Source organism: Pseudomonas sp. D1-36, assembly GCF_051132205.1.
Classification (GTDB): Bacteria; Pseudomonadota; Gammaproteobacteria; order Pseudomonadales; family Pseudomonadaceae; genus Aquipseudomonas.
The window spans coordinates 576,121-597,653 of sequence record NZ_CP071674.1; the positions used below are offsets into that span (position 1 = coordinate 576,121).

18 protein-coding genes are annotated in these 21,533 nt (G+C 62.6%); 11 read left to right on the forward strand and 7 right to left on the reverse strand.

Annotation, left to right across the window (positions count from 1 at the left end; all coding sequences use genetic code 11):
- The first annotated feature begins 68 nt into the window (after window positions 1-68).
- Window positions 69-773, forward strand: a complete 705-nt coding sequence (locus J3P76_RS02535; protein WP_420766174.1) for a PqiC family protein — start codon at window positions 69-71, stop codon at window positions 771-773.
- A gap of 236 nt (window positions 774-1,009) precedes the next feature.
- Here the strand turns inward: J3P76_RS02535 and J3P76_RS02540 are convergent, their stop codons facing one another.
- Window positions 1,010-2,524, reverse strand: coding sequence for an AhpA/YtjB family protein (locus J3P76_RS02540; protein ID WP_434675787.1), 1,515 nt, complete (start codon window positions 2,522-2,524; stop codon window positions 1,010-1,012).
- A 133-nt stretch (window positions 2,525-2,657) separates the two neighbouring features.
- Between J3P76_RS02540 and serB the strand changes: the two genes are divergently transcribed.
- Window positions 2,658-3,872 carry a phosphoserine phosphatase SerB gene (gene serB / locus J3P76_RS02545; RefSeq protein WP_420766176.1) on the forward strand — a complete coding sequence of 405 codons (1,215 nt, stop codon included), beginning with the start codon at window positions 2,658-2,660 and terminating at the stop codon, window positions 3,870-3,872.
- 170 nt (window positions 3,873-4,042) lie between these two features.
- Here serB and J3P76_RS02550 read toward each other — a convergent pair whose 3' ends face one another.
- The 4 genes from J3P76_RS02550 to J3P76_RS02565 form a co-directional block, all read right to left on the reverse strand.
- Window positions 4,043-5,803 (reverse strand): molecular chaperone, encoded by a 1,761-nt coding sequence (locus J3P76_RS02550; RefSeq protein WP_434701455.1) that lies wholly within the window; start codon window positions 5,801-5,803, stop codon window positions 4,043-4,045.
- Between the two features lie 130 nt (window positions 5,804-5,933).
- Window positions 5,934-6,794, reverse strand: a complete 861-nt coding sequence (gene asd / locus J3P76_RS02555) for an archaetidylserine decarboxylase (protein ID WP_420766178.1) — start codon at window positions 6,792-6,794, stop codon at window positions 5,934-5,936.
- A 17-nt stretch (window positions 6,795-6,811) separates the two neighbouring features.
- Window positions 6,812-7,627, reverse strand: a complete 816-nt coding sequence (locus J3P76_RS02560; RefSeq protein ID WP_434701456.1) for a rhodanese-like domain-containing protein — start codon at window positions 7,625-7,627, stop codon at window positions 6,812-6,814.
- A 42-nt stretch (window positions 7,628-7,669) separates the two neighbouring features.
- Window positions 7,670-9,208: an HDOD domain-containing protein gene (locus J3P76_RS02565; protein WP_420766180.1), complete on the reverse strand. Its 1,539-nt coding sequence runs from the start codon at window positions 9,206-9,208 to the stop codon at window positions 7,670-7,672.
- Window positions 9,209-9,374: 166 nt separating this feature from the next.
- Here J3P76_RS02565 and motA point away from each other — a divergent pair, with 166 nt between their 5' ends.
- The gene (gene motA / locus J3P76_RS02570; RefSeq protein ID WP_198797221.1) at window positions 9,375-10,226 is read left to right on the forward strand and encodes a flagellar motor stator protein MotA; all 852 of its coding nucleotides are present in this window, start codon (window positions 9,375-9,377) and stop codon (window positions 10,224-10,226) included.
- A gap of 162 nt (window positions 10,227-10,388) precedes the next feature.
- Entirely contained in the window at window positions 10,389-11,447 is a 1,059-nt protein-coding gene (gene motB / locus J3P76_RS02575) for a flagellar motor protein MotB (RefSeq protein ID WP_434701457.1), read from the forward strand.
- A gap of 80 nt (window positions 11,448-11,527) precedes the next feature.
- Here motB and rsgA read toward each other — a convergent pair whose 3' ends face one another.
- Window positions 11,528-12,559 (reverse strand): small ribosomal subunit biogenesis GTPase RsgA, encoded by a 1,032-nt coding sequence (rsgA, locus tag J3P76_RS02580; protein WP_053117887.1) that lies wholly within the window; start codon window positions 12,557-12,559, stop codon window positions 11,528-11,530.
- Window positions 12,560-12,677: 118 nt separating this feature from the next.
- Here rsgA and orn point away from each other — a divergent pair, with 118 nt between their 5' ends.
- Together orn and J3P76_RS02590 are read left to right on the forward strand one after the other, a co-directional pair.
- Window positions 12,678-13,220, forward strand: coding sequence for an oligoribonuclease (orn, locus tag J3P76_RS02585; protein ID WP_420766315.1), 543 nt, complete (start codon window positions 12,678-12,680; stop codon window positions 13,218-13,220).
- A 263-nt stretch (window positions 13,221-13,483) separates the two neighbouring features.
- Window positions 13,484-14,095: a trimeric intracellular cation channel family protein gene (locus J3P76_RS02590; protein ID WP_420766182.1), complete on the forward strand. Its 612-nt coding sequence runs from the start codon at window positions 13,484-13,486 to the stop codon at window positions 14,093-14,095.
- On the opposite strand, the gene queG is transcribed toward J3P76_RS02590, so the two are convergent.
- Complete coding sequence (gene queG / locus J3P76_RS02595) at window positions 14,077-15,156, reverse strand: tRNA epoxyqueuosine(34) reductase QueG (RefSeq protein ID WP_420766183.1); 1,080 nt, start codon at window positions 15,154-15,156, stop codon at window positions 14,077-14,079. The genes J3P76_RS02590 and queG overlap by 19 nt on opposite strands.
- Window positions 15,157-15,219: 63 nt before the next feature.
- Between queG and J3P76_RS02600 the strand changes: the two genes are divergently transcribed.
- Genes J3P76_RS02600 through miaA form a run of 5 tightly spaced genes read left to right on the forward strand, consistent with a single transcriptional unit; the run spans window position 15,220 to window position 21,489 of the window.
- Complete coding sequence (locus tag J3P76_RS02600; protein ID WP_434701458.1) at window positions 15,220-16,719, forward strand: NAD(P)H-hydrate dehydratase; 1,500 nt, start codon at window positions 15,220-15,222, stop codon at window positions 16,717-16,719.
- Complete coding sequence (gene tsaE / locus J3P76_RS02605) at window positions 16,707-17,177, forward strand: tRNA (adenosine(37)-N6)-threonylcarbamoyltransferase complex ATPase subunit type 1 TsaE (protein ID WP_305482479.1); 471 nt, start codon at window positions 16,707-16,709, stop codon at window positions 17,175-17,177. The genes J3P76_RS02600 and tsaE overlap by 13 nt, the downstream gene beginning before the upstream one ends.
- Window positions 17,178-18,608, forward strand: coding sequence for an N-acetylmuramoyl-L-alanine amidase (locus J3P76_RS02610; RefSeq protein ID WP_434560970.1), 1,431 nt, complete (start codon window positions 17,178-17,180; stop codon window positions 18,606-18,608).
- Window positions 18,605-20,518 (forward strand): DNA mismatch repair endonuclease MutL, encoded by a 1,914-nt coding sequence (mutL, locus tag J3P76_RS02615; RefSeq protein WP_420766187.1) that lies wholly within the window; start codon window positions 18,605-18,607, stop codon window positions 20,516-20,518. Before J3P76_RS02610 ends, mutL begins: the two co-directional genes overlap by 4 nt.
- Complete coding sequence (gene miaA / locus J3P76_RS02620) at window positions 20,518-21,489, forward strand: tRNA (adenosine(37)-N6)-dimethylallyltransferase MiaA (RefSeq protein WP_434701459.1); 972 nt, start codon at window positions 20,518-20,520, stop codon at window positions 21,487-21,489. Before mutL ends, miaA begins: the two co-directional genes overlap by 1 nt.
- Window positions 21,490-21,533: the final 44 nt, after the last annotated feature.

A 21,533-nucleotide genomic window follows, 5' to 3' on the forward strand; every position in this document is an offset into this window, starting at 1 on the left:
GCGTTCTTCAATAATGACCGAGTATTTTTCACTGTGGTAAGCCTTGTGGCCGCCACCTGGACGAGACGATGACTGCTCTGCGCCTTCCTATTTTGTGGCTCGCCGGCCTGCTTGGCCTGGCGGGCTGCAGCATGAACCAGCCGGTGTCGCTGTACCAACTGGACAGCGGTACCCCGGCCCAGCCTGCACAAAGCACAGGCATGGCCGTACTGCTTGGCCCGGTTCTGATCGCTGACTACCTGCAGCGTGAAACCTTGTTGCAACGTCAACCGGACGGCAGCCTGCAAGCCGCCACCGATGGTCGTTGGGCCGGCAGCCTGTCTTCGGACATCGATCAATTATTGCTGCGTCAGGTGGCCGGACACCTGGACAGCCAGCGCGTGGTACTGGCCCCCGCTACCCAGGGGTTCACTCCGGACGTACAGGTCTTGTTGTCGATTACCCGTCTGGACTCAGGCAAATCCCAACCTGCGGTACTGGATGCCCAGTGGCGGCTGATCGATCGTCGCGGCACGGTTCGCGAAAACCGTATCGTGCACCTGCAGGAGCAGCATGCAGGCACCACCGCGGCGCAGGTCCAGGCTCAAGGCGTGCTTTTGCAGCGCCTGGCCGAGCAACTGTCCGTGTCGCTCAAGCCTCTGGCCAACCAACCCCCTATCGCGGAAGTCCCGCGCAAGGCGGCGCCCGCTCCGGCCAAGCCGGTGGAAAAGGAAAAGGACAAGATTCCCATGGCTCTGCCGATTCGTACGGACATGGAAGTGTTCCGGTTCTGACGATTTGATGACTGCCAGACAAAGCCCGCGTTGATGCGGGCTTTGTTGTTTCTGCCGGTTGGAATATCTGGTGTCTGTGCTGGCCTTATCGCGAGCAAGCTCGCTCCCACAGGGGACCTACGGTCGTATGAAGATCCCTGTGGGAGCGAGCTTGCTCGCGATAGGGCCAGCGAAGGCAACAAAAAACCCGCAGATGATTACTCATCTGCGGGTTTTATTATTTCAGGGCCGAGACCTCAGGCCTGACGCTCATGCATGCGCGCCAGTTGCCGCTCCAGCATCGATGGATATGGCTCCATCAATCGTTCCACACAGCAAGCGCCTTCCGGGCTGGCGATGGGGCGAATGCGGGTGCGTTGGCGGATCAGGGCGTCATCGTTGATCTTGCGCTCCACCAGCAACAAGTTGCGGCTGTGTTGGGAGAGGGCCAATGCGTCCTGGGCGGTTTCGGTGAGCAGCAGGTCGATCTGGCTCAGGCCGAACAGGCCGTCGCCCAAGGTCAAGCCCAACTGCAATTGCAGGGTGATGCCGCTGTCGGCGACTTCGATTTGCAATTGATGACCCAGCGCGCGCAGCAGTTCACCGCAGCAAATGGCGTTGGTCAGGTAGTCGTCGCCGCTGTCTTCGGCATGGAAGAGCATCAGCGTACTGCCGTCATTGAGGGTATGCAGTTCGCCTTGATAAAGCGATGCGGCTTGGTCAAGGCAGTCGCGATAGCGTTCGAGCAGCTCCTTCAGGCGCGCCTGGGGCAGGCGGCGCAGCTGATCCTGGGCACCCAGTTGAACGGCCAGCACGGCGCTGTGCTGGGGCACGTTCGAGGCGGGGCGGGCAGCCGGTTGAGGAGCGCCGGTCACCGCGTCGTCGCGCAAATCGGCAAAGGCGTCGTCGTCTTCCTCGTCTTCGACCGTGCGCACCACATGGCGCGGCGCAGAGCGGGAGGCGGGCATCGGTGCGCTTTCGTCAAAGCCCGGGTCACGCAGGTTGCGCACCTCGAAGCCCGGCTCGGCATCGTCCTCGTCGACGTAGTCGATGTCTTCAGGCTCCGGCACCGGCTCAGGTTCCGGCGCGAAGCTGGCGTGTAGTTGCCGAGCCAGGTCGCCGATCTCATCCTGGCGCTGGGTCGCCGGCGTGTGTTCATCGATGTCCCGCAGCCAGACGCGCAATTGCAACAACGGCGTGGAGATGTGCCGTCCCAGGCGCAGGCTCAAGGCCAGGGCAAGCGCCAGCAGGATCGCGCTGAGAATGCCCATGCTTTGCAGGCTGATGGTCATCGGTTGTTGGAACTGGTCCATGTCCAGGCTGATGCGCAGTTGCCCGGCCGTCACATCCTGGAAAGTGATCTTGCTCTGGTACATGCCGCCGGTCTCGCCCAGCAGGCCAGGTTTAGGGCGCTGGCCGGCCTCCGCGAGGATGCGGTTGTCCACGCTGTAGATGGCGGCGTGGGCGACCAGTTTGTTCTTGGTCAGGTTGTTGAGCAGCACGTTGAGGCTGAGGATGTCGTTGGACACCAGCAACTCGGTGGCGGAGGTGGCGGTCTGGGTGGTCAGGCTTTCACCCAGGGCGTCCGCCTGCTCATGCATGGCCTGCTTGAATTGCAGGCCCATCACGCATGCATAGATGACCAGGGCCAGGGCGACCAGGATCACGTTATGGCTGGCGATGCGCAATGCAATCGGCACGCGGCGATGGCGCAATGCACGGAAGATCAGCAGGAAGAAGTTGTCGGTTTTGACTGGCGTGGGCCGGTTCACTGAGCTCGGCTCTTTGTCCGTGAAGTTGACGCGCAGTATAGCGACAGGCCCATGGCCGGCAAAGCACTGGCGGTGCCCGATGGTCACTGAATGTGGGTAGAATGCGGTTTTTTTCCACCTGCGGGGGTGCGCCTTGCGCGAAATCGTCCTGATAAACATCACTGGCAGCGACCGTCCGGGTCTGACTGCGGCCATTACCGGCGTTCTGGCCCAGGGTGGTGTGACCATTCTCGACATCGGTCAGGCGGTGATCCATGACACGCTGTCGTTCGGCATCCTGGTTGAAATTCCGGACGCCGAACAAAGCAAGTCGGTGCTCAAGGACATCCTGTTCACGGCCTACAAGCTTGACCAGCAGGTGCGTTTCACCCCGGTATCCGAAGCCGATTACCAGCATTGGGTAGCCGGCCAGGGCAAGAAGCGCCACATCGTGACGCTGTTGACCCGCAAGGTGACCGCCGAGCAGTTGCAACGGGTCAGTTCGATCACCGCCCAATACGGGCTGAACATCGACCATATCGACCGACTCTCCGGGCGTATGCCGCTCGATACTCCGGCTGACCAGGGCAAGGGCTGCATCGAGTTTTCCGTGCGCGGCGAACCGGCCGATCCCCAGGCGCTACGGGCCGAGTTCCTCAGCGTGGCCCAGGAGCTGAACGTCGACATCGCGTTCCAGGAAGATTCGCTGTTCCGCCGCAACCGTCGCCTGGCGGTTTTCGACATGGATTCGACGTTGATCGAAGCCGAAGTCATCGACGAATTGGCCAAGGCGGCTGGCGTGGGCGATAAGGTCTCGGCGATCACCGAGCGGGCCATGGCCGGCGAGCTGGATTTTCGTGCCAGTTTCAAAGAACGCCTGGCGCTGCTCAAGGGCCTGGACGTCAGCGTGCTCGATTCCATCGGCGCCTCACTGCGGCTGACCGAGGGCGCCGAAACCCTGTTCGCCGAACTCAAGCGCCTGGGCTACAAAACCGCCATCCTGTCCGGCGGCTTCACCTATTTCGCCAAACAGTTGCAGGCCAAGCTCGGCATCGACTACGTGTTCGCCAATGAACTGGAAGTGGTGGACGGCAAGGTCACCGGCGTGGCCGTCGAGCCGATCGTCGATGCCCAGCGCAAGGCGGACCTGCTGCGCGAATTGGCCGAAAAAGAAGGCCTTCGCCTGGAGCAGACCATTGCCGTGGGCGACGGAGCCAACGACCTGCCGATGCTGGCCATCGCCGGCCTGGGCGTGGCGTTCCGGGCCAAGCCGCTGGTCAAGCAATCGGCCCGGCAGGCGATTTCGACCTTGGGGTTGGATGGGGTGTTGTACCTGTTGGGCTTCCGGGATCGCGACGGGCAGGTTTGAGCAATTCGCCGATCGTTGGATTTCGCATACCCGTGGCGAGGGAGCTTGCTCCCGCTGGCCTGCGCAGCAGGCCCAATACGGCCCACCTGAAACGCCTGGGTGTCAGGTTTCGGGGCCGCTTCGCGGCCCAGCGGGAGCAAGCTCCCTCGCCACGCAATAGTTGTTGTTCCTTAGAGCGACTTCCACAACGAATCGAAATCCCCCTCTTGCGTGCCGTCACCCCCGTTCGCCGCTGATTTGTCCTGGCGATAAGCGAACTGGTTGAAACTGTGGGTGCTGGTCACTCGTCGATCGAGCCCAGCGCGCCGTTCCTCGCCATTGGTGTTGATCAACACCTGCTGGCCTTCCTGGAAAGGCAGGCGCGGGGCGATTACGGTGGGGGGCAAGTCGATGGCGCTGATCTCCGGAAGCAGCAGCCCGCGCAGATAGTGCCCTTGCTCGTTTTGCTCTCGAAGCAATTGCAGGCCGCACGGCTGGGCATGGGGCGCGACCAGTTCGATCCCCATCTGCATGGCGCCATTGCGCACCTGGCGAATCCAGCGCACCACGGCGATGCTCCAGCTCTGGTCGTTGGCGTCCCGGATACCCACCATTTCCCCAGCCTGTAGTTGTTCCGGCACCTCCTTCGGCCAGCCAAGGCAGTAACCTCCCGGGCTGTGGTTGATGATCGGCAAGTCGTAGGTGGGGAAATGGTGCTGGTTGTCGGAGCTTGCGGCGTCATCATCGGCCGGATTGACCGGGTATTCGATTTCTTCGTAGGGCAAAAGCTCACTGTCACCGCTGGGCGCTGCGTCGAAGGCTTGGTCCCAGGTATCGTTTTTCCGGGTGGGCGACGCCTCGAAGCGGGCCTTGCGGGTGGCCGGGTTCTTCAGGATTTCACTGAATGAGCGTTCGCCGCCAAGGTAATAATGCAAGGCGCTCATGCCCACGCACAGGGTCAGTGTGCCGTTGCCCTCGGTGCGCTGGAAACTGCGCTCGGCAGCTTCGCCCCAGGCGGCTTGCAGATGATGCAAGGTGTCGGCGCTCATGCCGGCCGGTACCGTCAACGTCGACTCGACCGGTTGCGCCAAGTGGGTGGTAATGGCACGCACCAGCGGCTGTGGGTCGAAACCCAGCAGCGTGGGTTGCTGTTCCGCCCGGAATTTCGAGCGGTAGCGCGGACCGACATCCAACTGCGGCGCGACCGCGAACAGGCTGGAGGCGGTCACGGCCGGGTCCAGCTTGACCCCTTGGCTCCAGGGTTCGAGCACTTCGGCCAATCGGGCAATCTGGCTCTGGCGCAATTGGTTGCTGCGCGAGGCGCCCAGCAATAGCGCGACGACGTAGGTTTGCTCGACGTTCAGTTGGTGAACCTGGCTGGCCAGTTCATCGCTGACGGCCAGGTGCTGCAGTTTATGCCGGCAAGCGATCCGGTACAGCTGATGCAGATCGAGCCAGAGCCCCTCGGGCACAGGGCTGTACAACTGGCTGGAGCGTAGCAACGTGCTATTGAGCGCGTGGACTGCCCGTTGCGCTGCGGTAGCCAGCAGGCGCGCCCGGTCCTTGGAAAATTTCGACGAGATACGCCCGACGATCTGTTTGTAGCCCATCGCCAGGTGGGCTTGCAGGGCCTGGCACAGGTTGACGATCTTGCGCGATCGCTCATCCAGCACGATGGCCTGCTGCAGAAAGTGCCGCTCAAGGTGCTTGCAGACGTAATAAACCTCTGGTCGCAGCAGCTCCAGCAGTTGCAGGCGATTATCGCTGGGGGTCAGCAGTTGGTTCAGCTCGCCGAGTGCCTGGTACAGCAGGCGAGCGGTTTCGCCGATGTTGGCCTTGGGCAGGTTGGCGATCCAACGCTTGAGGTCGCGTGGCGCGGCATCGCAGAAAGACAGGCGCGACTGGGTCGGTGTCAAGACGCGCAGTAGCTGGAGAGGGCTGGTCTCATTCATGCCGTGGACGGGCTCCGGCGGGAAATGAAAAGGATGTTTCCAACTCTAGCAGCTGTAGGCGAAAGAGGTGCTCTGTGATTGTCGGATACCCAGTGGGAGCGAGTTTGCTCCCACTGGGTGAGCTTTTGGATCAGGCGTTCGGCAGTGCCAGGGCCTGGCCCATCTGCACCGGCGAGCCCGCCACGAGGTCTTCGGCCCATTTCACCTGGTCTGGTCCAAACAGCACGATAGCGGTTGAACCCAACTTGAACCGGCCCAGTTCGGCGCCTTTTTCCAGGTGGATCGGCGCGCGAGCGGCCTCATCGTAGCGGAAAGTCTTCAACTCGCGCTTGGGCGGTGTCACCAGGCCGGCCCAGACGGTTTCGATGGAGGCGACGATCATCGCGCCCACCAGCACCACGGCCATCGGCCCGCGCTCGGTGTCGAAAATGCACGCGACGCGTTCGTTGCGGGCGAACAGCTCCGGGACGTTTTCGGCGGTGGTCTGGTTGACCGAGAAAATCCGTCCTGGGATGTAGACCATTTCCCGCAGGGTGCCGGCCAGCGGCATGTGTACGCGGTGGTAGTCCTTGGGCGACAGGTAGATGGTGGCGAAGTCGCCGCCCATGAATGGCGCCGCGTTGGCCGCATCCCCGCCCAGCAGTTCCAGCACGCTGAAACTATGGCCCTTGGCCTGGAACACCCGGCCATGCTCGATCGGGCCGAGTTGGCTGACGGCGCCGTCGGCGGGACTGAGGATCGCGCCGGGCGTTTCGTCCAGGGGACGCGCACCGTCTTTCAATGCGCGGGTGAAAAACGCGTTGAAGTGTTCATAGGCAGTGAGGTCTTCCACCAGCGCCTGGGACATGTCCACCTGGTAACGCTTGGCGAACCAGGCCGTGAAGGCGTTCTTGAACCAGCGAACGCGACACTCGGCGATGCAGCCGGCCAGCCGCGACAGCAGGTGGTGCGGCAGCAGGTATTGGGAGAGGATGAACAAGCGGTTTTTCATTAACTGTCCTTAAATCTTCAAAGCTCGATGGGCGTGTCGGGATGATTGCCCCATTCGCCCCATGAACCGGCATAGCCCTTGACCCGCGGATAACCGAGCGCCTTGGCCACCAGATAGGTGAAGCCAGAGCGGTGGTGGGTCTGGCAGTGGGTGATGACTTCTTTATCGGGCGTGATGCCCAGCTGTTCGAGAATCTGCGGCATGTCCTTGCGGATGCGCAGGCTGTGCGCAGGATCCATGCCGGCCGTCCATTCGAAATTGACCGCTCCGGGGATGTGTCCGCCCCGGGCCGCCACGACTTTTTCACCGGAATATTCCAGCGGGCCGCGCGCATCCCAGATCGCCAGGTCTTTCGAGCCAAGACGGCTTTGCAGGTACTCGCGAGTGGCGGTGGGTTCGTCGTGCAGCACCAGGCTGACATCGCCGGCGGCCGGCGCCGGGGTGTCGATCGACACCGGCAGGCCCTGGTCCAGCCAGGACAACAGCCCGCCGTCGAGATAGTGGTAGTTGGAGTGCCCGATCACGTCGAGCAGCCAGATAAAACGCCCGGCCCAGCCGCCGCCTTCGTCGTCATACACCACATAGACCGCGCCAGGGTTATGCCCGAGTTCGCCGAACAGCGTTTCCAGGTCGGCCTTCGCCGGCAACAGTCCCGGCGCCGGGGGCTGGCCCAGTTGCGTGCGTTTGGGATCGACGAAGCGCGCGCCAGGAATATGGCCGGTGCTGTAGCGCGCCGCGCTGGTCAGGTCCACCAGAATCAGATTGGGAGCATCGAGGCGCGGCAAGAGCTCGTTGGGCTCGATTACCAGCGGCAAGCCAGAGAAGTCAGGCATGTGAGGTCTCCTGGGGCGCAAAGGGAAAGGATTGTAGCAAGTTCAGCGGCCACGGTTGGTAAAGCTGTGCAGGGCCCTTTCGATGCATTGCACGGTCTTGCCGAAAGCCTGAACGGTCACGTCCGAGAACGGACCGCCACCCTGGTCCGCGACCACTAGCATGATCACCCGTCCATTACACGTCAGTGAGCGCAACAGCAGGTGCTCGCCTCGGAACAGGGCGCGAAGGCCCGGAGGCAGCAAGGCGGAGAACTGGGCGTTGTTCTCAGGAGTCAGGCGAACCTGGGCCTGTTGAGCCAGTAGTCGCTGCAAGACCTTGCTTTGGCTGATGGAGAAGCTCATCGCCGCCGCTTCCTTGGGCAGGCCGGCGGTCTGATGCACACGAACGCTGGTCTGGCTGCGATCGGGCATTAAAATCATCACCCGGCGCATGCCGCACGCCACCAGGGTATCTCGCGCCGAAGTGGTCAGGTGCATGGCGTTGCTGAAAGGGCTCGGTTCCACCAACAGCGCGGCGCATTGCTTGCGCCATTGGGACAGGTCCTGGGCGCTGGGCGGGGCGGCGGGCAACAAGCCGGGATGCACGCGGCGGCTGCCCGGGGGCCAGATCAGTGCCACGGCGGGGTGCCAGAGGTCCGGCATGGTGTGCTGGCGAGCACTGTTGGCGGCTTGTTGGTGCAGTTGCTGCTGAAGTTCGTCCATCGGCATCTGCAGATACAGGCTGGTGAGGTATTGCCAGCGAGCGCTGTGCGGGCTTTCCCAGGCCTCTTGCGCCGACAGTGCCAGACCATTGGCCAGCAGCACTGTATTGGCGGGTTGATTGAGCCAGCGCCGCAGCGTCGGGTCGTCGTCCAGGCGATTCTGCTGGCGTAGCGGATGTTCGCTGTCGCGGGCGATGCGCAGCACTTTCATCAGTTCGCGGCGTTCATTCAGCAGCAGGCGATAGCCTTGCGCCACCCAGATGGGCAGGCGCCACGCCTCCACCAACGCGAGGCAGATGTTCAGCAGGCTGACGCCGAACAGTTCGCGCTCGACCTGTCTGGCCGGCTGGCGTTTATGGACGACCCGCAGCTCCCATTCCGCCAGCAGGCGTGGATGGGTCAGGGCCAAGGGCCAGAGCGGCGACAGGAACAACAGGCTGCCCCAGTGGATGTCCTGCCACAGCCGCGCCAGGCGGCTGGCGAAAAAACCATTGGCCTGTTGTGTAGCGTGCTGGCTGATCAATTGCAACTGGCGCAGGGCGACCGGTATCTGGTGCGCCGGTAGCGAAGGCAGGCGCGCGAGCAATTCCTCGGTGCGCTTGAGGCCGAGGCGGTTGATCGCCACTTCGAGGTTCTCAGCCGGCTCCGCCAGGCTGCCGTGGGTGTGATGGTTGGCTTCGCGGATGACGCTCAGGGCCAGCGCGGGGCTGTCCTGCATCAATTCGGCGATGTCGCGCAACGAGCGGCGGCTGTCGGAAATGGCCTTGCAGACCAGGTCATGACTGGCCTGGGGCACCGGCAAATGGACGCCTTCGAGCAGCTTTACCCAGCCTTCGATCGTGGTCGGTCTTGGAGTTGGAACGTTCGTTTCGTTAGCCATGGTTGGACGTGATCTTCGCATGAGGTATCTACGCCCGGAACGGGGCAAATTGGCTTTTCGCCGGAACTGGCTATAGTCTGGCGCAGTTTTGCCGATAAGTAGAAGAAGAGATTTTTCAGCTTCCGAATATGACCTTGAACCCGACTTAAATAAGAACCTTCTATCTATGGCTAAAATTATCGGCATCATTGTCGTGTTCGCGAGCGTGCTCGGCGGATACGTGCTTTCCCATGGCAAGATCGCTGCGCTGATCCAACCGTTCGAGGTGATGATCATCGGCGGTGCGGCTCTTGGCGCATTCCTCCAGGCGAACCCTGGCTATATGACCATGCATGTGCTCAAGAAATCCTTGAGCATGTTCGGCTCGCGCTTCAGCCACACCTTCTATCTTGAGGTGCTGGGGCTGGTCTACGAGATCCTCAACAAGAGCCGCCGCGAAGGCATGATGGCGATCGAGGGCGACATCGAAGACGCCGCCGCCAGCCCGATCTTCGCCAAGTACCCTTCGGTGCTGAAAGACGAGCGCATGACCGCGTTCATCTGCGATTACCTGCGCATCATGTCGTCCGGCAACATGGCGCCCCATGAGCTGGAAGGCTTGTTCGACATGGAGCTGTACAGCCTCAAGGAAGACCTGGAGCACCCATCCCACGCAGTCAACGGCATCGCCGACGGCATGCCCGGCTTCGGTATCGTTGCGGCGGTATTGGGTATCGTGGTGACCATGGCGTCCCTGGGGGAAGGCGACCAGGCTTCCATCGGCCTGCACGTGGGTGCGGCACTGGTGGGTACCTTCTTCGGTATTTTGGCCGCGTACGGTTTCTTCGGCCCGCTGGCCCACTCCCTGGCCCATGACGCCAAGGAAGAACTCAATGTCTATGAAGCCATCAAGGCTTCCCTGGTGGCCTCGGCCTCGGGCATGCCACCGTCCCTGGCGGTGGAGTTCGGCCGCAAGGTCCTGTACCCGGCGCACCGTCCAAGCTTTGCCGAGCTGGAACAAGCGGTTCGCGGTCGATAGTGCTCTGCTTTGCAGATACGTTCCTTTTTTGGCGAGTGACTGTTGCTGCCAGACAAGGCGCCGCGACGAGTCATGGCCCGCTATGGCGAGGAGCGGCAACACAGTATGGCAGCAACAGGCACCGTCAAAATGGAACAGTATTTGTGAAGCAGAGCACTCGTTATGGAGAATAACCAACCGATCATCGTCAAGCGCGTCAAGCGTATAGCTGGCGGGCATCACGGCGGCGCCTGGAAAATCGCTTTCGCTGACTTTGCCACGGCGATGATGGCGTTCTTCCTGGTGCTGTGGCTGCTGTCCACGGCGACGCCGGAACAGAAGATCGCGATCGCCGGTTACTTCAAGGACCCGGTGGGTTTTTCCGAGAGCGGCACGCCGTACATCATCGATCTGGGCGGCTCGCCTGTCCTGGCACCGGAAAATACCCTCAACCCCGAGGTCAAGTCCCAGCCCCAGCCCGACAAGGCGACCGTCGACGCCAATGAGGCCGAGGGCATGGCCGAGCAGGTCGAGCGCGAGCGTCTGGAATTGCTCCTGCAAGAGTTGCAGAACAAGGTCGAAGAAAATCCCGAATTGCAGAAATTCAAGGACCAGATCCTGTTCGAGATCACGCCGAACGGCCTGCGCATCCAGATCATGGACGCCGATAACCGGCCGATGTTCGACTCTGGCAGCGCGCGGCTCAAGCCGTATTTCGAAGACATCCTGCTGGCCATGGCCGACACCATCAAGGCGGTGCCGAACAAGATCAGTATCAGCGGCCATACCGATGCCAAGCCGTACGTGGGCAAAGGCGATTTCGGTAACTGGGAACTCTCGGCCAACCGCGCCAACGCGGCACGTCGCGCCCTGGTGGCGGGCAGCTATCCGGACGAGCAAGTGGCGCGGGTGGTCGGTTATGCGTCTTCGGCACTGTTCGATCGCCAAGACCCCTTCAATCCGGTCAACCGGCGTATCGATATCGTGGTGTTGACCAAGAAGGCCCAAAAAGCCATCGAGGGTTCACAAGCAGACGATTCGGTGCCCGATTCGGTGCCCGATTCGGCCCAAGGCGAGGGCGCGCCAGGTGAAGTGTCGGTGCCAGCGGCCGCGCCAGGTGCAGCGGACGATCCGAACGCCTTGCCGGCGGACCAGCAGCCCGTGCCGGCCCACGAGTTGCGCGAACGCCTGAACCTGTTCGACGACGCCGCACCGAAACCGGCCGAGCCGCCGGCGCAGTGATCCACAAAAAAGCCGACATCATTGTCGGCTTTTTTGTGGGTATCGGTTTACCTGAGACTCGTCACCATAGTGACCAACAGTCAGTAACTGCTCTCCGGCAGGCTGGCGATGATCGAGCGGTAACTGTTCATCCGTTGCTGGTGCACGCGGCCTTCTTCCAGTGCCTTGAGCAAGGCGCACCCGGGTTCGCGATCATGCTTGCAGTCGCGGAAGCGGCAGGTGCCGATCAGCTCGTTGAATTCGATGAAGCCGGCTTCGACATCCGCCCGGCTGACGTGGCCCAGGCCGAATTCGCGGATGCCCGGCGAGTCGATCAGTTCGCCGCCGCCGGGAAAGTGGAACAGCCGCGCGGTGGTTGTGGTGTGTGTGCCCTGGCCGGACAGCTCGGACAACGGCCCGACGCGGGTCTCGACCTCCGGCAGCAGGCTGTTGACCAACGAAGACTTGCCGACGCCGGACTGGCCGACGAACACGCTGATGCGTCCGTCCAGTTGCCGCTGCAATTGTTCCATGCCGTTGCCGTGATGGGCCGAGACCTCCAACACTGGGTAACCCAGGTCCCGATAGACCGACAGCAGTGCGTTCAGCGCCGGGGCGTTGTGCTCATCGATCAGGTCGAACTTGTTGAGCAGCAGCAGCGGACGGATGCCGGCGTGTTCGGCCGCTACCAGGTAACGGTCGATCAGGTTGGCGTGGGGCTCGGGCAACGGAGCGAACACGATGACGATCATGTCGACGTTGGCGGCCACTGGCTTGAGTTGGCCCCGGCTGTCGGGACGGCACAGCTCGGTGTGCCGGGGCAGTTGCGCGACGATCACGCCGATGCCCTGGTTGCCGGCACGCCAGACCACTTGGTCGCCGGTCACCAGCGCTGGCAGGTTGGCGCGCAGGTGGCAGCGGAACACCTGGCCGGCCAGTTCGCCTTCCTGCGCCTCGACCTCGACCTGCACACCGAAGTGAGCGATCACCAGGCCGGTCTGCTCGGGGCCCAGGTCGCCGCCTTCCAAGGCTTCGACAGCGCTGGATTCGCGCTTGGCGGCACGGGCGGCACGCTCGCCCTGGATCTTTTCGATGCGCCAGTTCTGACGACGATTGAGTTGGCGTTTGGCCATGGGTGTTCCGTATGAAGAAATACATCGATTGGTTTAAAACGGCGGCGAGTTTAGCACGCCCAAGGGGCTGCCTAAGCTAAACTGCGCAGCTAAGCCGAGGAGCTCCCCCATGCAAAACCTGCAAAACCCGCAGAACCTGATCTGGATCGACCTGGAAATGACCGGTCTGAACCCTGACACCGACGTCATCATCGAAATGGCCACCATCGTCACCGACAGCGATCTCAATACCTTGGCCGAAGGGCCGGTGATCGCAATCCATCACAGTGACGAGATCCTGGCCGGCATGGACGAGTGGAACACCCGCCAACACGGCGGCTCGGGCCTGACCCAACGGGTGCGCGAGAGCAAGATCAGCATGGCCGAGGCTGAAGCCCAGACCATCGCTTTCCTCGAACAATGGGTGCCTAGGGGCAAGTCGCCGATCTGCGGCAACAGCATCTGCCAGGACCGTCGCTTCCTGTACACCCACATGAAATCCCTGGAAAGCTATTTCCATTACCGCAACCTTGACGTCTCCACGCTCAAGGAACTAGCCGCTCGCTGGGCTCCCGAAGTGCGCGACAGTTTCCAGAAAGGCAGTACGCACCTGGCCCTGGACGACATCCGCGAATCCATCGCCGAGCTGAAGCATTACCGCAAGCACTTCATCAAGTTCTGAGCCAACCCCAAGCGATTGGCGGGCAAGCTTTTGTGGCGAGGGGATTTATCGAAACGTCGCACCGCCCCGTTGGGCTGCGGAGCAGCCCCTTGACCTGATGTCTGGTTGTGTCAGGCCGGTCGGTGTTGGTTGTATTTGGGGCTGCTTTGCAGCCCAGCGGGGATAAATCCCCTCGCCACGCTCCGGCAGCCGGCGGATCTTGCCCTCTTTTGGTGCCCGCCCAAACTGGCTAGACTGCGCGCCTTCCCGCAAGGACCGCCACCATGTTGCTGATGCTGTATCTGATCGCCATTACCGCCGAAGCCATGACCGGCGCGCTATCCGCCGGGCGGCGTGGCATGGACTGGTTTGGTGTGGTGCTGATCGCCTGCATCACGGCGCTGGGTGGTGGCTCGGTGCGCGACGTGTTGCTCGGTCACTACCCGCTCACATGGGTCAAGCATCCGGAATACCTGGTGCTCACCACCGCGGCTGCGATGCTCACGGTGTTCCTGGCGCGCTGGATGCGTCACCTGCGCTCGCTATTTTTGGTGCTCGATGCCGTGGGGTTGGTGGCATTTACGCTGATTGGCTGCATGACTGCGCTGGAAATGGGCCATGGCATGTTGGTCGCCTCGGTGAGCGGCGTGATCACGGGGGTATTTGGCGGCATCCTGCGGGATATCTTCTGTAACGATATTCCGCTGATCTTCCGTCGCGAGCTCTACGCCAGCGTCTCGTTTGCCGCCGCGTGGTGCTATTTGTTATGCGTCTACCTGCAATTGCCCAGCGAGCAGTCGATCCTCATCACATTGTTTGGCGGTTTTCTGCTGCGGCTCCTGGCGATTCGTTTTCACTGGGAAATGCCTAAGTTCGTCTATAACGACGAAGTCTGACGCGTGGCGTGCTGGCGCAGCGCCCATTCCACGTGTTCGCGCACCAGTTCCGACGGATAATCGCGCCGCGCCTCCAGCGCTTGCAGCACGGGAATCGTTGACGGCGCGTTGCCCAGGCCCACCGCCAGATTGCGCAGCCAACGTTCGTACCCAGCACGGCGCAACGGTGAGCCTTCGGTACTGCTGAGGAATTTTTCCTCGTCCCACATGAACAGCTCCGCCAGCCCGGCGTTGTCCAGGTTGTGCCGTGGCTTGAAGTCGCTTTCGCCGGATGGCCGGGCGAAGCGGTTCCATGGACAAACGATCTGGCAGTCATCGCAACCGAACACCCGGTTGCCGATCAAGGGCCGCAGATCCTCTGGAATGGCGTTCTTCAACTCGATAGTGAGGTATGAAATGCACCGTCGGGCATCCAGTACATAAGGGCCGACGAAGGCATTGGTCGGACAGATGTCCAGGCAAGCGGTGCATTTCCCACAATGCTCGGTGCCGTGGGGCGGGTCCACCGGCAACGGCAGGTCGACAAAAAGCTCGCTGAGGAAAAAATAACTGCCGGCCTTGCGGTTCAGGACCAGGGTGTTCTTGCCGATCCAACCCAGGCCGGCCTGTTCGGCAATGGCTTTTTCCAGCACCGGCGCGCTGTCGACGAAGGCGCGATAGCCGAAGGGGCCGATGGCCTCTTGGATTTTTTCCGCCAGTTGCTGCACGCGCTTACGGATCAATTTGTGGTAATCGCGGCCCAACGCATAACGCGAAACGTAGGCTTTTTCCGGTTCGCCAAGTAATTGGGCCATTTGGGTGTCGCCCGCCAGGTAATCCATGCGCAGCGACACCACCCGCAGCGTGCCGGGCACCAGTTCTTCAGGGTGCGAGCGTTTGCTGCCATGGGCGCCCATATAGTCCATTTCGCCGTGGTAGCCGGCCTCGAGCCAGCGTTGCAGATGTTGTTCATGCTCGGCCAGGTCCAGGCCGCTGATGCCGACCTGCTGGAAGCCCAGCTCGCGGCCCCATTCCTTGATGGATTGGGCGAGGGTGGCAAGGTCTGTGGGAATGGCAGGCATGAGGCGAGAGAAACCGGAGCTGAGATGCGTATAATTCTGCCAGACATCGGAGCCCGAAGACGCATGCCGCAGACTAAAGATGATTTTCCCGACGCGCTGTACAGCGCCGCGCAGGTCCGGGCCTTGGATGCACAGCTGATCGCGGCAGGCACCAGCGGCTTCGAACTGATGCAGCGTGCCGCCCGCGCCACGTGGCGAGCTATCGTGCGACGTTGGCCGCAAAGTGCTGAATTGACCGTGCTGGCCGGGCATGGCAACAACGCCGGCGATGGCTACCTGGTCGCTGCCCTGGCCCGCCGAGCCGGCTGGTCGGTACGGGTCCTGGCCGTGGGCGAGCCCCGGCGCCTGTTGGGTGATGCCGCCAATGCCCATGCAGAGGCCGTGGCCGTGGGTGTGCCGGTGGAGCCTTGGACGGACGATAGCGAGCTGCGGGGAGTGCTGCTCGACGCGCTGCTCGGCACCGGGACCACCGGCGAAGTGCGCGAGCCTTATATCCGGGCGATCGATACGGTCAATGTCAGCGGTTTGCCGGTCGCGGCGGTGGATATACCGTCGGGGCTGTGTGCGGACACCGGCCGAGTGCTCGGGACCGCCGTGGCGGCTGACCTGACCGTGACGTTCATCGGCTTGAAGCTTGGCTTGTTCACCGGAGATGCGGCGGATCGAGTCGGTGAGTTGGTGTTCAACGACCTGCACGCCGACCCTGACATTGTTGAGTCGGCGCCTTCCAGTGCCCGCCTGCTCCTGCCTGTTAATCTGCCGCGCCTGACGCCTCGCCCGCCCACGTCCCACAAAGGCAAGTTCGGTCACGTGCTGTTGATCGGCGGCGACCGGGGTTTCGGCGGCGCGATCCAGATGAGCGCCGAAAGTGCGCTGCGCTGCGGCGCGGGCATGGTTTCGATGGCCACCCGCAGCGAGCACGTCGCCTCGGCGCTGGTCCGTTTGCCTGAGGTGATGGTGCAGGGCACTCATTCGGCCAATCAATTGATGGGCTTGCTCAAGCAGGCCAACGTCCTGGTGGTCGGCCCGGGCTTGGGCCAGGCTGCCTGGGGACGCAGCCTGCTGTCGGCGGCGGCCAATGCTGCGCTGCCCCAGGTGTGGGACGCCGATGCCCTGAATCTGTTGAGCCTTGGCGCGGTCAGCCTGCCCGAACATTGCGTCATTACCCCGCATCCGGGCGAGGCAGCGCGATTGCTGGGGATATCCACGGCTCAGGTGCAGGCCGACCGCTCGGCGGCGGCCCACGCCTTGAGCCAGAAATACACAGCTACCGTGATCCTCAAGGGGGCCGGCAGCTTGATCGCCAGCCCGGACGGCCGCCTGGCGGTTTGTACCCAAGGCCACCCGGCCATGGCCACCGCCGGCCTGGGGGATGTGCTCGCTGGGGTCGTCGGCGCGTTGCTGGCCCAGGGGCTGGAAGCGTTCGAGGCCGCATGCCTGGCGGTCTGGCTGCATGCCAGCGCGGGCGTCCAGTGCGGTCGCTCGGGCCGGGGATTGGCGGCGACCGATCTGATCCCGGCCATTCGTCAGTTGTTGGAGGAGCATTCACCGTGTCTGAAGTAACCCTGTACGTGGCGGACGAACAAGCCATGACACAATTTGGCGCGCGTATCGCGCAAATCACCGCAGGGCATGGCTTGATCTTTCTCGAGGGCGACCTCGGCGCGGGAAAAACCACCTTGTCCCGTGGCATCATCCGTGGTCTCGGGCACGTCGGCTCAGTCAAGAGCCCTACTTTCACCCTGGTCGAGCCCTACGAGATCGGCGACATCCGAGCGTTTCATTTCGATCTGTATCGGCTGGTCGATCCCGAAGAGCTGGAGTTCCTCGGCATCCGTGATTACTTCGAAGATGACGCCTTGTGCCTGATCGAATGGCCCCAGAAAGGTGCAGGCTTTTTGCCAAAGCCGGACCTGACCATTACCATTGGCGCGCAGAATGGCGGGCGTTCGCTGAAACTGACACCGCAAGGCTCGCGTGGCGAGTCGTGGTGTGCCGCCTTGGCTTTGGAAACTAATTAAATGATGGGGTTTGGTATGCGCTTTCGCGCGGTGGTTGCTGTCGTAGGACTGTTGCTTACGGCACTGGCCGTCGATGCTGTGGCTGAGACAAAGGTCAACAGCGTTCGCCTCTGGCGGGCGCCGGACAATACCCGGCTGGTGTTCGACCTGACAGGCCCGGTGCAGCACAGCGTATTCACCCTGACCGCCCCGGATCGCCTGGTGATCGACATCAATGGCGCGTCCTTGGGCGCGCCGCTGAACGTGCCCACCGCCAACACTCCGATTACCGCCATGCGCTCGGCCCAGCGTACGCCGACCGACCTGCGGGTGGTCGTCGACCTGAAACAAGCGGTGACCCCGAAGAGCTTCACCCTGGCGCCCAACGCCCAGTACGGCAACCGGCTGGTGGTGGACCTGTTCGATAACCCGGCCGATGCCGCGCCGACACCGCCGCCGCCGACCAAAGTCGCCACGGTGCCCGCCGTGCCGGTCACGCCCACTGAACCCGCGATCAAGCTGCCACCGGCCCCGGCCGGCAAACGCGACATCATTGTGGTTATCGACGCCGGCCACGGTGGCGAAGACCCTGGCGCCTCGGGTTCGCGCGGGCAGCGTGAGAAGGACGTGGTGCTGTCCATCGCCCGCGAACTGCAACGCCAAGTCAACGGCATGAAAGGCTTCCGCGCCGAACTGACCCGCACGGGCGACTATTTCATTCCCCTGCGCGGACGCACGGAAATCGCCCGCAAGAAGGGCGCGGACCTGTTCGTCTCGATCCATGCCGACGCCGCACCCTCCAAGGCTGCATTTGGCGCCTCGGTATTTGCCTTGTCCGACCGTGGTGCCACTTCCGAGACCGCCCGCTGGCTGGCCGACAGTGAGAACCGTTCCGACCTGATCGGCGGTGCTGGCAACGTCAGCCTCGACGACAAGGACCGGATGCTCGCCGGTGTGTTGCTGGACTTGTCAATGACCGCCTCGTTGACCTCCAGCCTGAACGTCGGCCAAAAGGTGCTGAGCAACATCGGCCGCGTCACGCCATTGCACAAGCAGCGGGTCGAGCAGGCCGGGTTCATGGTGCTCAAGTCGCCGGACATCCCGTCGATCCTGGTGGAAACCGGGTTCATTTCCAACGCCAACGAAGCCTCTAAACTGTCGTCGTCAAGCCACCAGCAGGCCTTGGCCCGATCCATCAGCAGTGGCGTGCGGCAGTTCTTCCAGCAGAATCCACCGCCCGGCACCTACATCGCCTGGCTGCGCGATTCGGGCAAGATCGCCCAGGGCCCGCGCGACCATCGAGTCAACCCGGGCGAAACCCTGGCGATGATCGCCGTGCGCTACCAGGTGTCGCCCGCGACCTTGCGCAGCGCCAACAATCTGCAAAGTGACGAGCTGAAGATCGGGCAGACCCTGACCATTCCTGGCAACGAAGTGGCGGCCAAGCAATGAGCGATGACGTGATCGACAGCACCGCCCGCATCGAACTGCTCAGCCCTCGGCTGGCGAACCAGATCGCCGCCGGCGAAGTGGTCGAGCGCCCCGCGTCGGTCATAAAGGAGCTGCTGGAAAACAGTCTCGACTCCGGGGCCAAGCGCATTGACGTCGATGTCGAGCAGGGCGGGGTCAAGCTGTTGCGGGTGCGCGACGACGGTCGCGGCATTCCCGCCGATGACCTGCCGCTGGCCCTGGCGCGTCACGCGACCAGCAAGATTCGTGACCTGGAAGACCTCGAACGGGTCATGAGCCTGGGGTTTCGTGGCGAGGCGCTGGCGTCCATCAGTTCGGTGTCACGCCTGACGCTCACGTCCCGCACCCGAAACGCCGATCAGGCCTGGCAGGTCGAGACCGAAGGCCGCGACATGGCTTCCCATGTGCAACCCGCCGCTCATCCGGTGGGCACGTCGGTTGAAGTACGGGACTTGTTCTTCAATACTCCGGCCCGGCGCAAGTTCCTCAAGGCCGAGAAAACCGAATTCGATCATTTGCAGGAAGTCATCAAGCGCCTGGCCCTTGCACGGTTTGACGTGGCGTTTCACCTGCGCCACAACGGCAAGACCATCCTCAGCCTGCACGAGGCCAACGATGATGCGGCTCGCGCCCGGCGTGTGGGCGCGGTGTGTGGCGCGGGTTTTCTGGAGCAGGCCTTGCCCATCGAGGTGGAGCGCAATGGCTTGCACCTGTGGGGTTGGGTCGGCTTGCCGACGTTTTCCCGCAGCCAGGCGGACCTGCAATATTTCTACGTGAACGGCCGTGCGGTGCGCGACAAATTGGTGGCCCATGCGGTGCGCCAGGCCTACCGCGATGTGCTGTTCAACGGTCGGCATCCCACCTTCGTGCTGTTCTTCGAAGTCGACCCATCGGTGGTGGACGTCAACGTCCACCCGACCAAGCACGAAGTGCGTTTCCGTGATGGACGCATGGTCCACGATTTCCTCTATGGCACGTTGCATCGAGCCCTGGGCGATGTTCGGCCGGAAGATCAGTTGGCGGCCCCGGCGGCCGTGGCCGGCATGGTCCGGCCGACCGGGCTGGAGGCCGGCGAGTTTGGCCCCCAGGGGGAAATGCGCCTGGCGGCCCATGCCCTGCTGGAGCAACCCCAGCCCCAACCAGCCTACAACACAGGCGGAAGCGGCGCTGGCAGCGGTTATCAGTATCAATACACGCCGCGCCCACAATCCAATGTGCCGGCAGCCGAGGCCCAGGCCGCGTATCGCGAGTTCTTCAAGCCTCTGCCTGAAACCGCTGCGGCGACATTGCCCGACGGTCAGGGAGATATACCACCGTTGGGTTATGCCCTGGCGCAGCTAAAAGGCATCTACATCCTTTCCGAAAACGCCCAGGGCCTGGTCCTGGTGGATATGCACGCCGCTCACGAGCGGATCATGTACGAGCGATTGAAGATCGCCATGGCCAGCGAAGGCTTGAGCGGCCAACCGTTGTTGGTTCCCGAATCCCTGGCCGTCAGCCAGCGCGAAGCCGATTGCGCTGAAGAGCACATGAGCTGGTTCCAGCGCCTGGGCTTCGAGCTACAGCGCCTGGGCCCGGAAACCCTGGCGATCCGGCAGATCCCAGCCTTGTTGAAACAGGCCGAGGCCAATCGCCTGGTCAGCGACGTGCTGGCGGACCTGATGGAATATGGCACCAGCGACCGGATCCAGGCGCACTTGAACGAATTGCTCGGCACCATGGCCTGCCACGGCGCGATCCGCGCCAACCGGCGCCTGGCCTTGCCGGAAATGAACGGCCTGTTGCGGGACATGGAAAACACCGAACGCAGCGGTCAATGCAACCATGGCCGGCCGACCTGGACTCAACTGGGCCTGGACGACCTGGACAAACTGTTCCTGCGCGGTCGTTGATGAGCCAGTTGCCACCCGCGATTTTCCTGATGGGGCCGACGGCCGCCGGCAAGACCGACCTGGCCATCGAACTGACCAAGGTCTTGCCCTGCGAGTTGATCAGCGTCGATTCGGCGCTGGTCTACCGGGGCATGGACATCGGCACCGCCAAACCGTCGAAAGCTTTGCTGGCTGAATATCCCCATCGGCTGATCGACATCCTCGACCCGGCCGAAGCCTATTCGGCGGCTGATTTTCGGCGTGATGCGCTCCAGGCCATGGCCGAGATCACTGCGCGAGGCAAGATTCCGCTGCTGGTGGGCGGTACGATGCTGTACTACAAAGCCCTGGTCGATGGCCTGGCGGACATGCCGGCGGCCGATCCCGAGGTGCGCGCACAGATCGAAGAAGAGGCTGCGCGCTTTGGCTGGCAAGCGCTTCACGAACAATTGGCGGTGATCGATCCTGAATCGGCGGCGCGCATTCACCCCAACGACCCGCAGCGGCTCAGCCGGGCCCTGGAGGTTTATCGGGTGAGCGGCCAGAGCATGACGGCCCTGCGGCAGCGACAATCTGCGCAAAGTACTGAAGCAGCCGCTTCGGGACTGCAACAATTGCCCTATACTGTCGCGAATCTGGCCATCGCTCCGGCGAACCGGCAAGTGCTGCATCGGCGAATTGAACAAAGATTCACATTAATGTTGGAACAGGGATTCATAGACGAGGTCGTAGCCCTGCGTGAGCGAAGTGACCTGCATGCCGGGTTGCCGTCTATACGTGCGGTGGGTTATCGACAAGTCTGGGACTACCTGGACGGCATGCTGACGTCAGCCGAGATGCGCGAGCGTGGAATCATTGCCACGCGCCAATTGGCGAAACGCCAGTTCACCTGGCTGCGCAGCTGGACTGACTTGCATTGGCTTGACAGCCTTGATTGCGACAATCTGCCACGCGCCTTGAAATACCTCGGGACCATCTCCATATTGAGCTGAGTCCTTGCAATTGCCGTCTATCCTTGGGGGTGTGACGGCCCAAG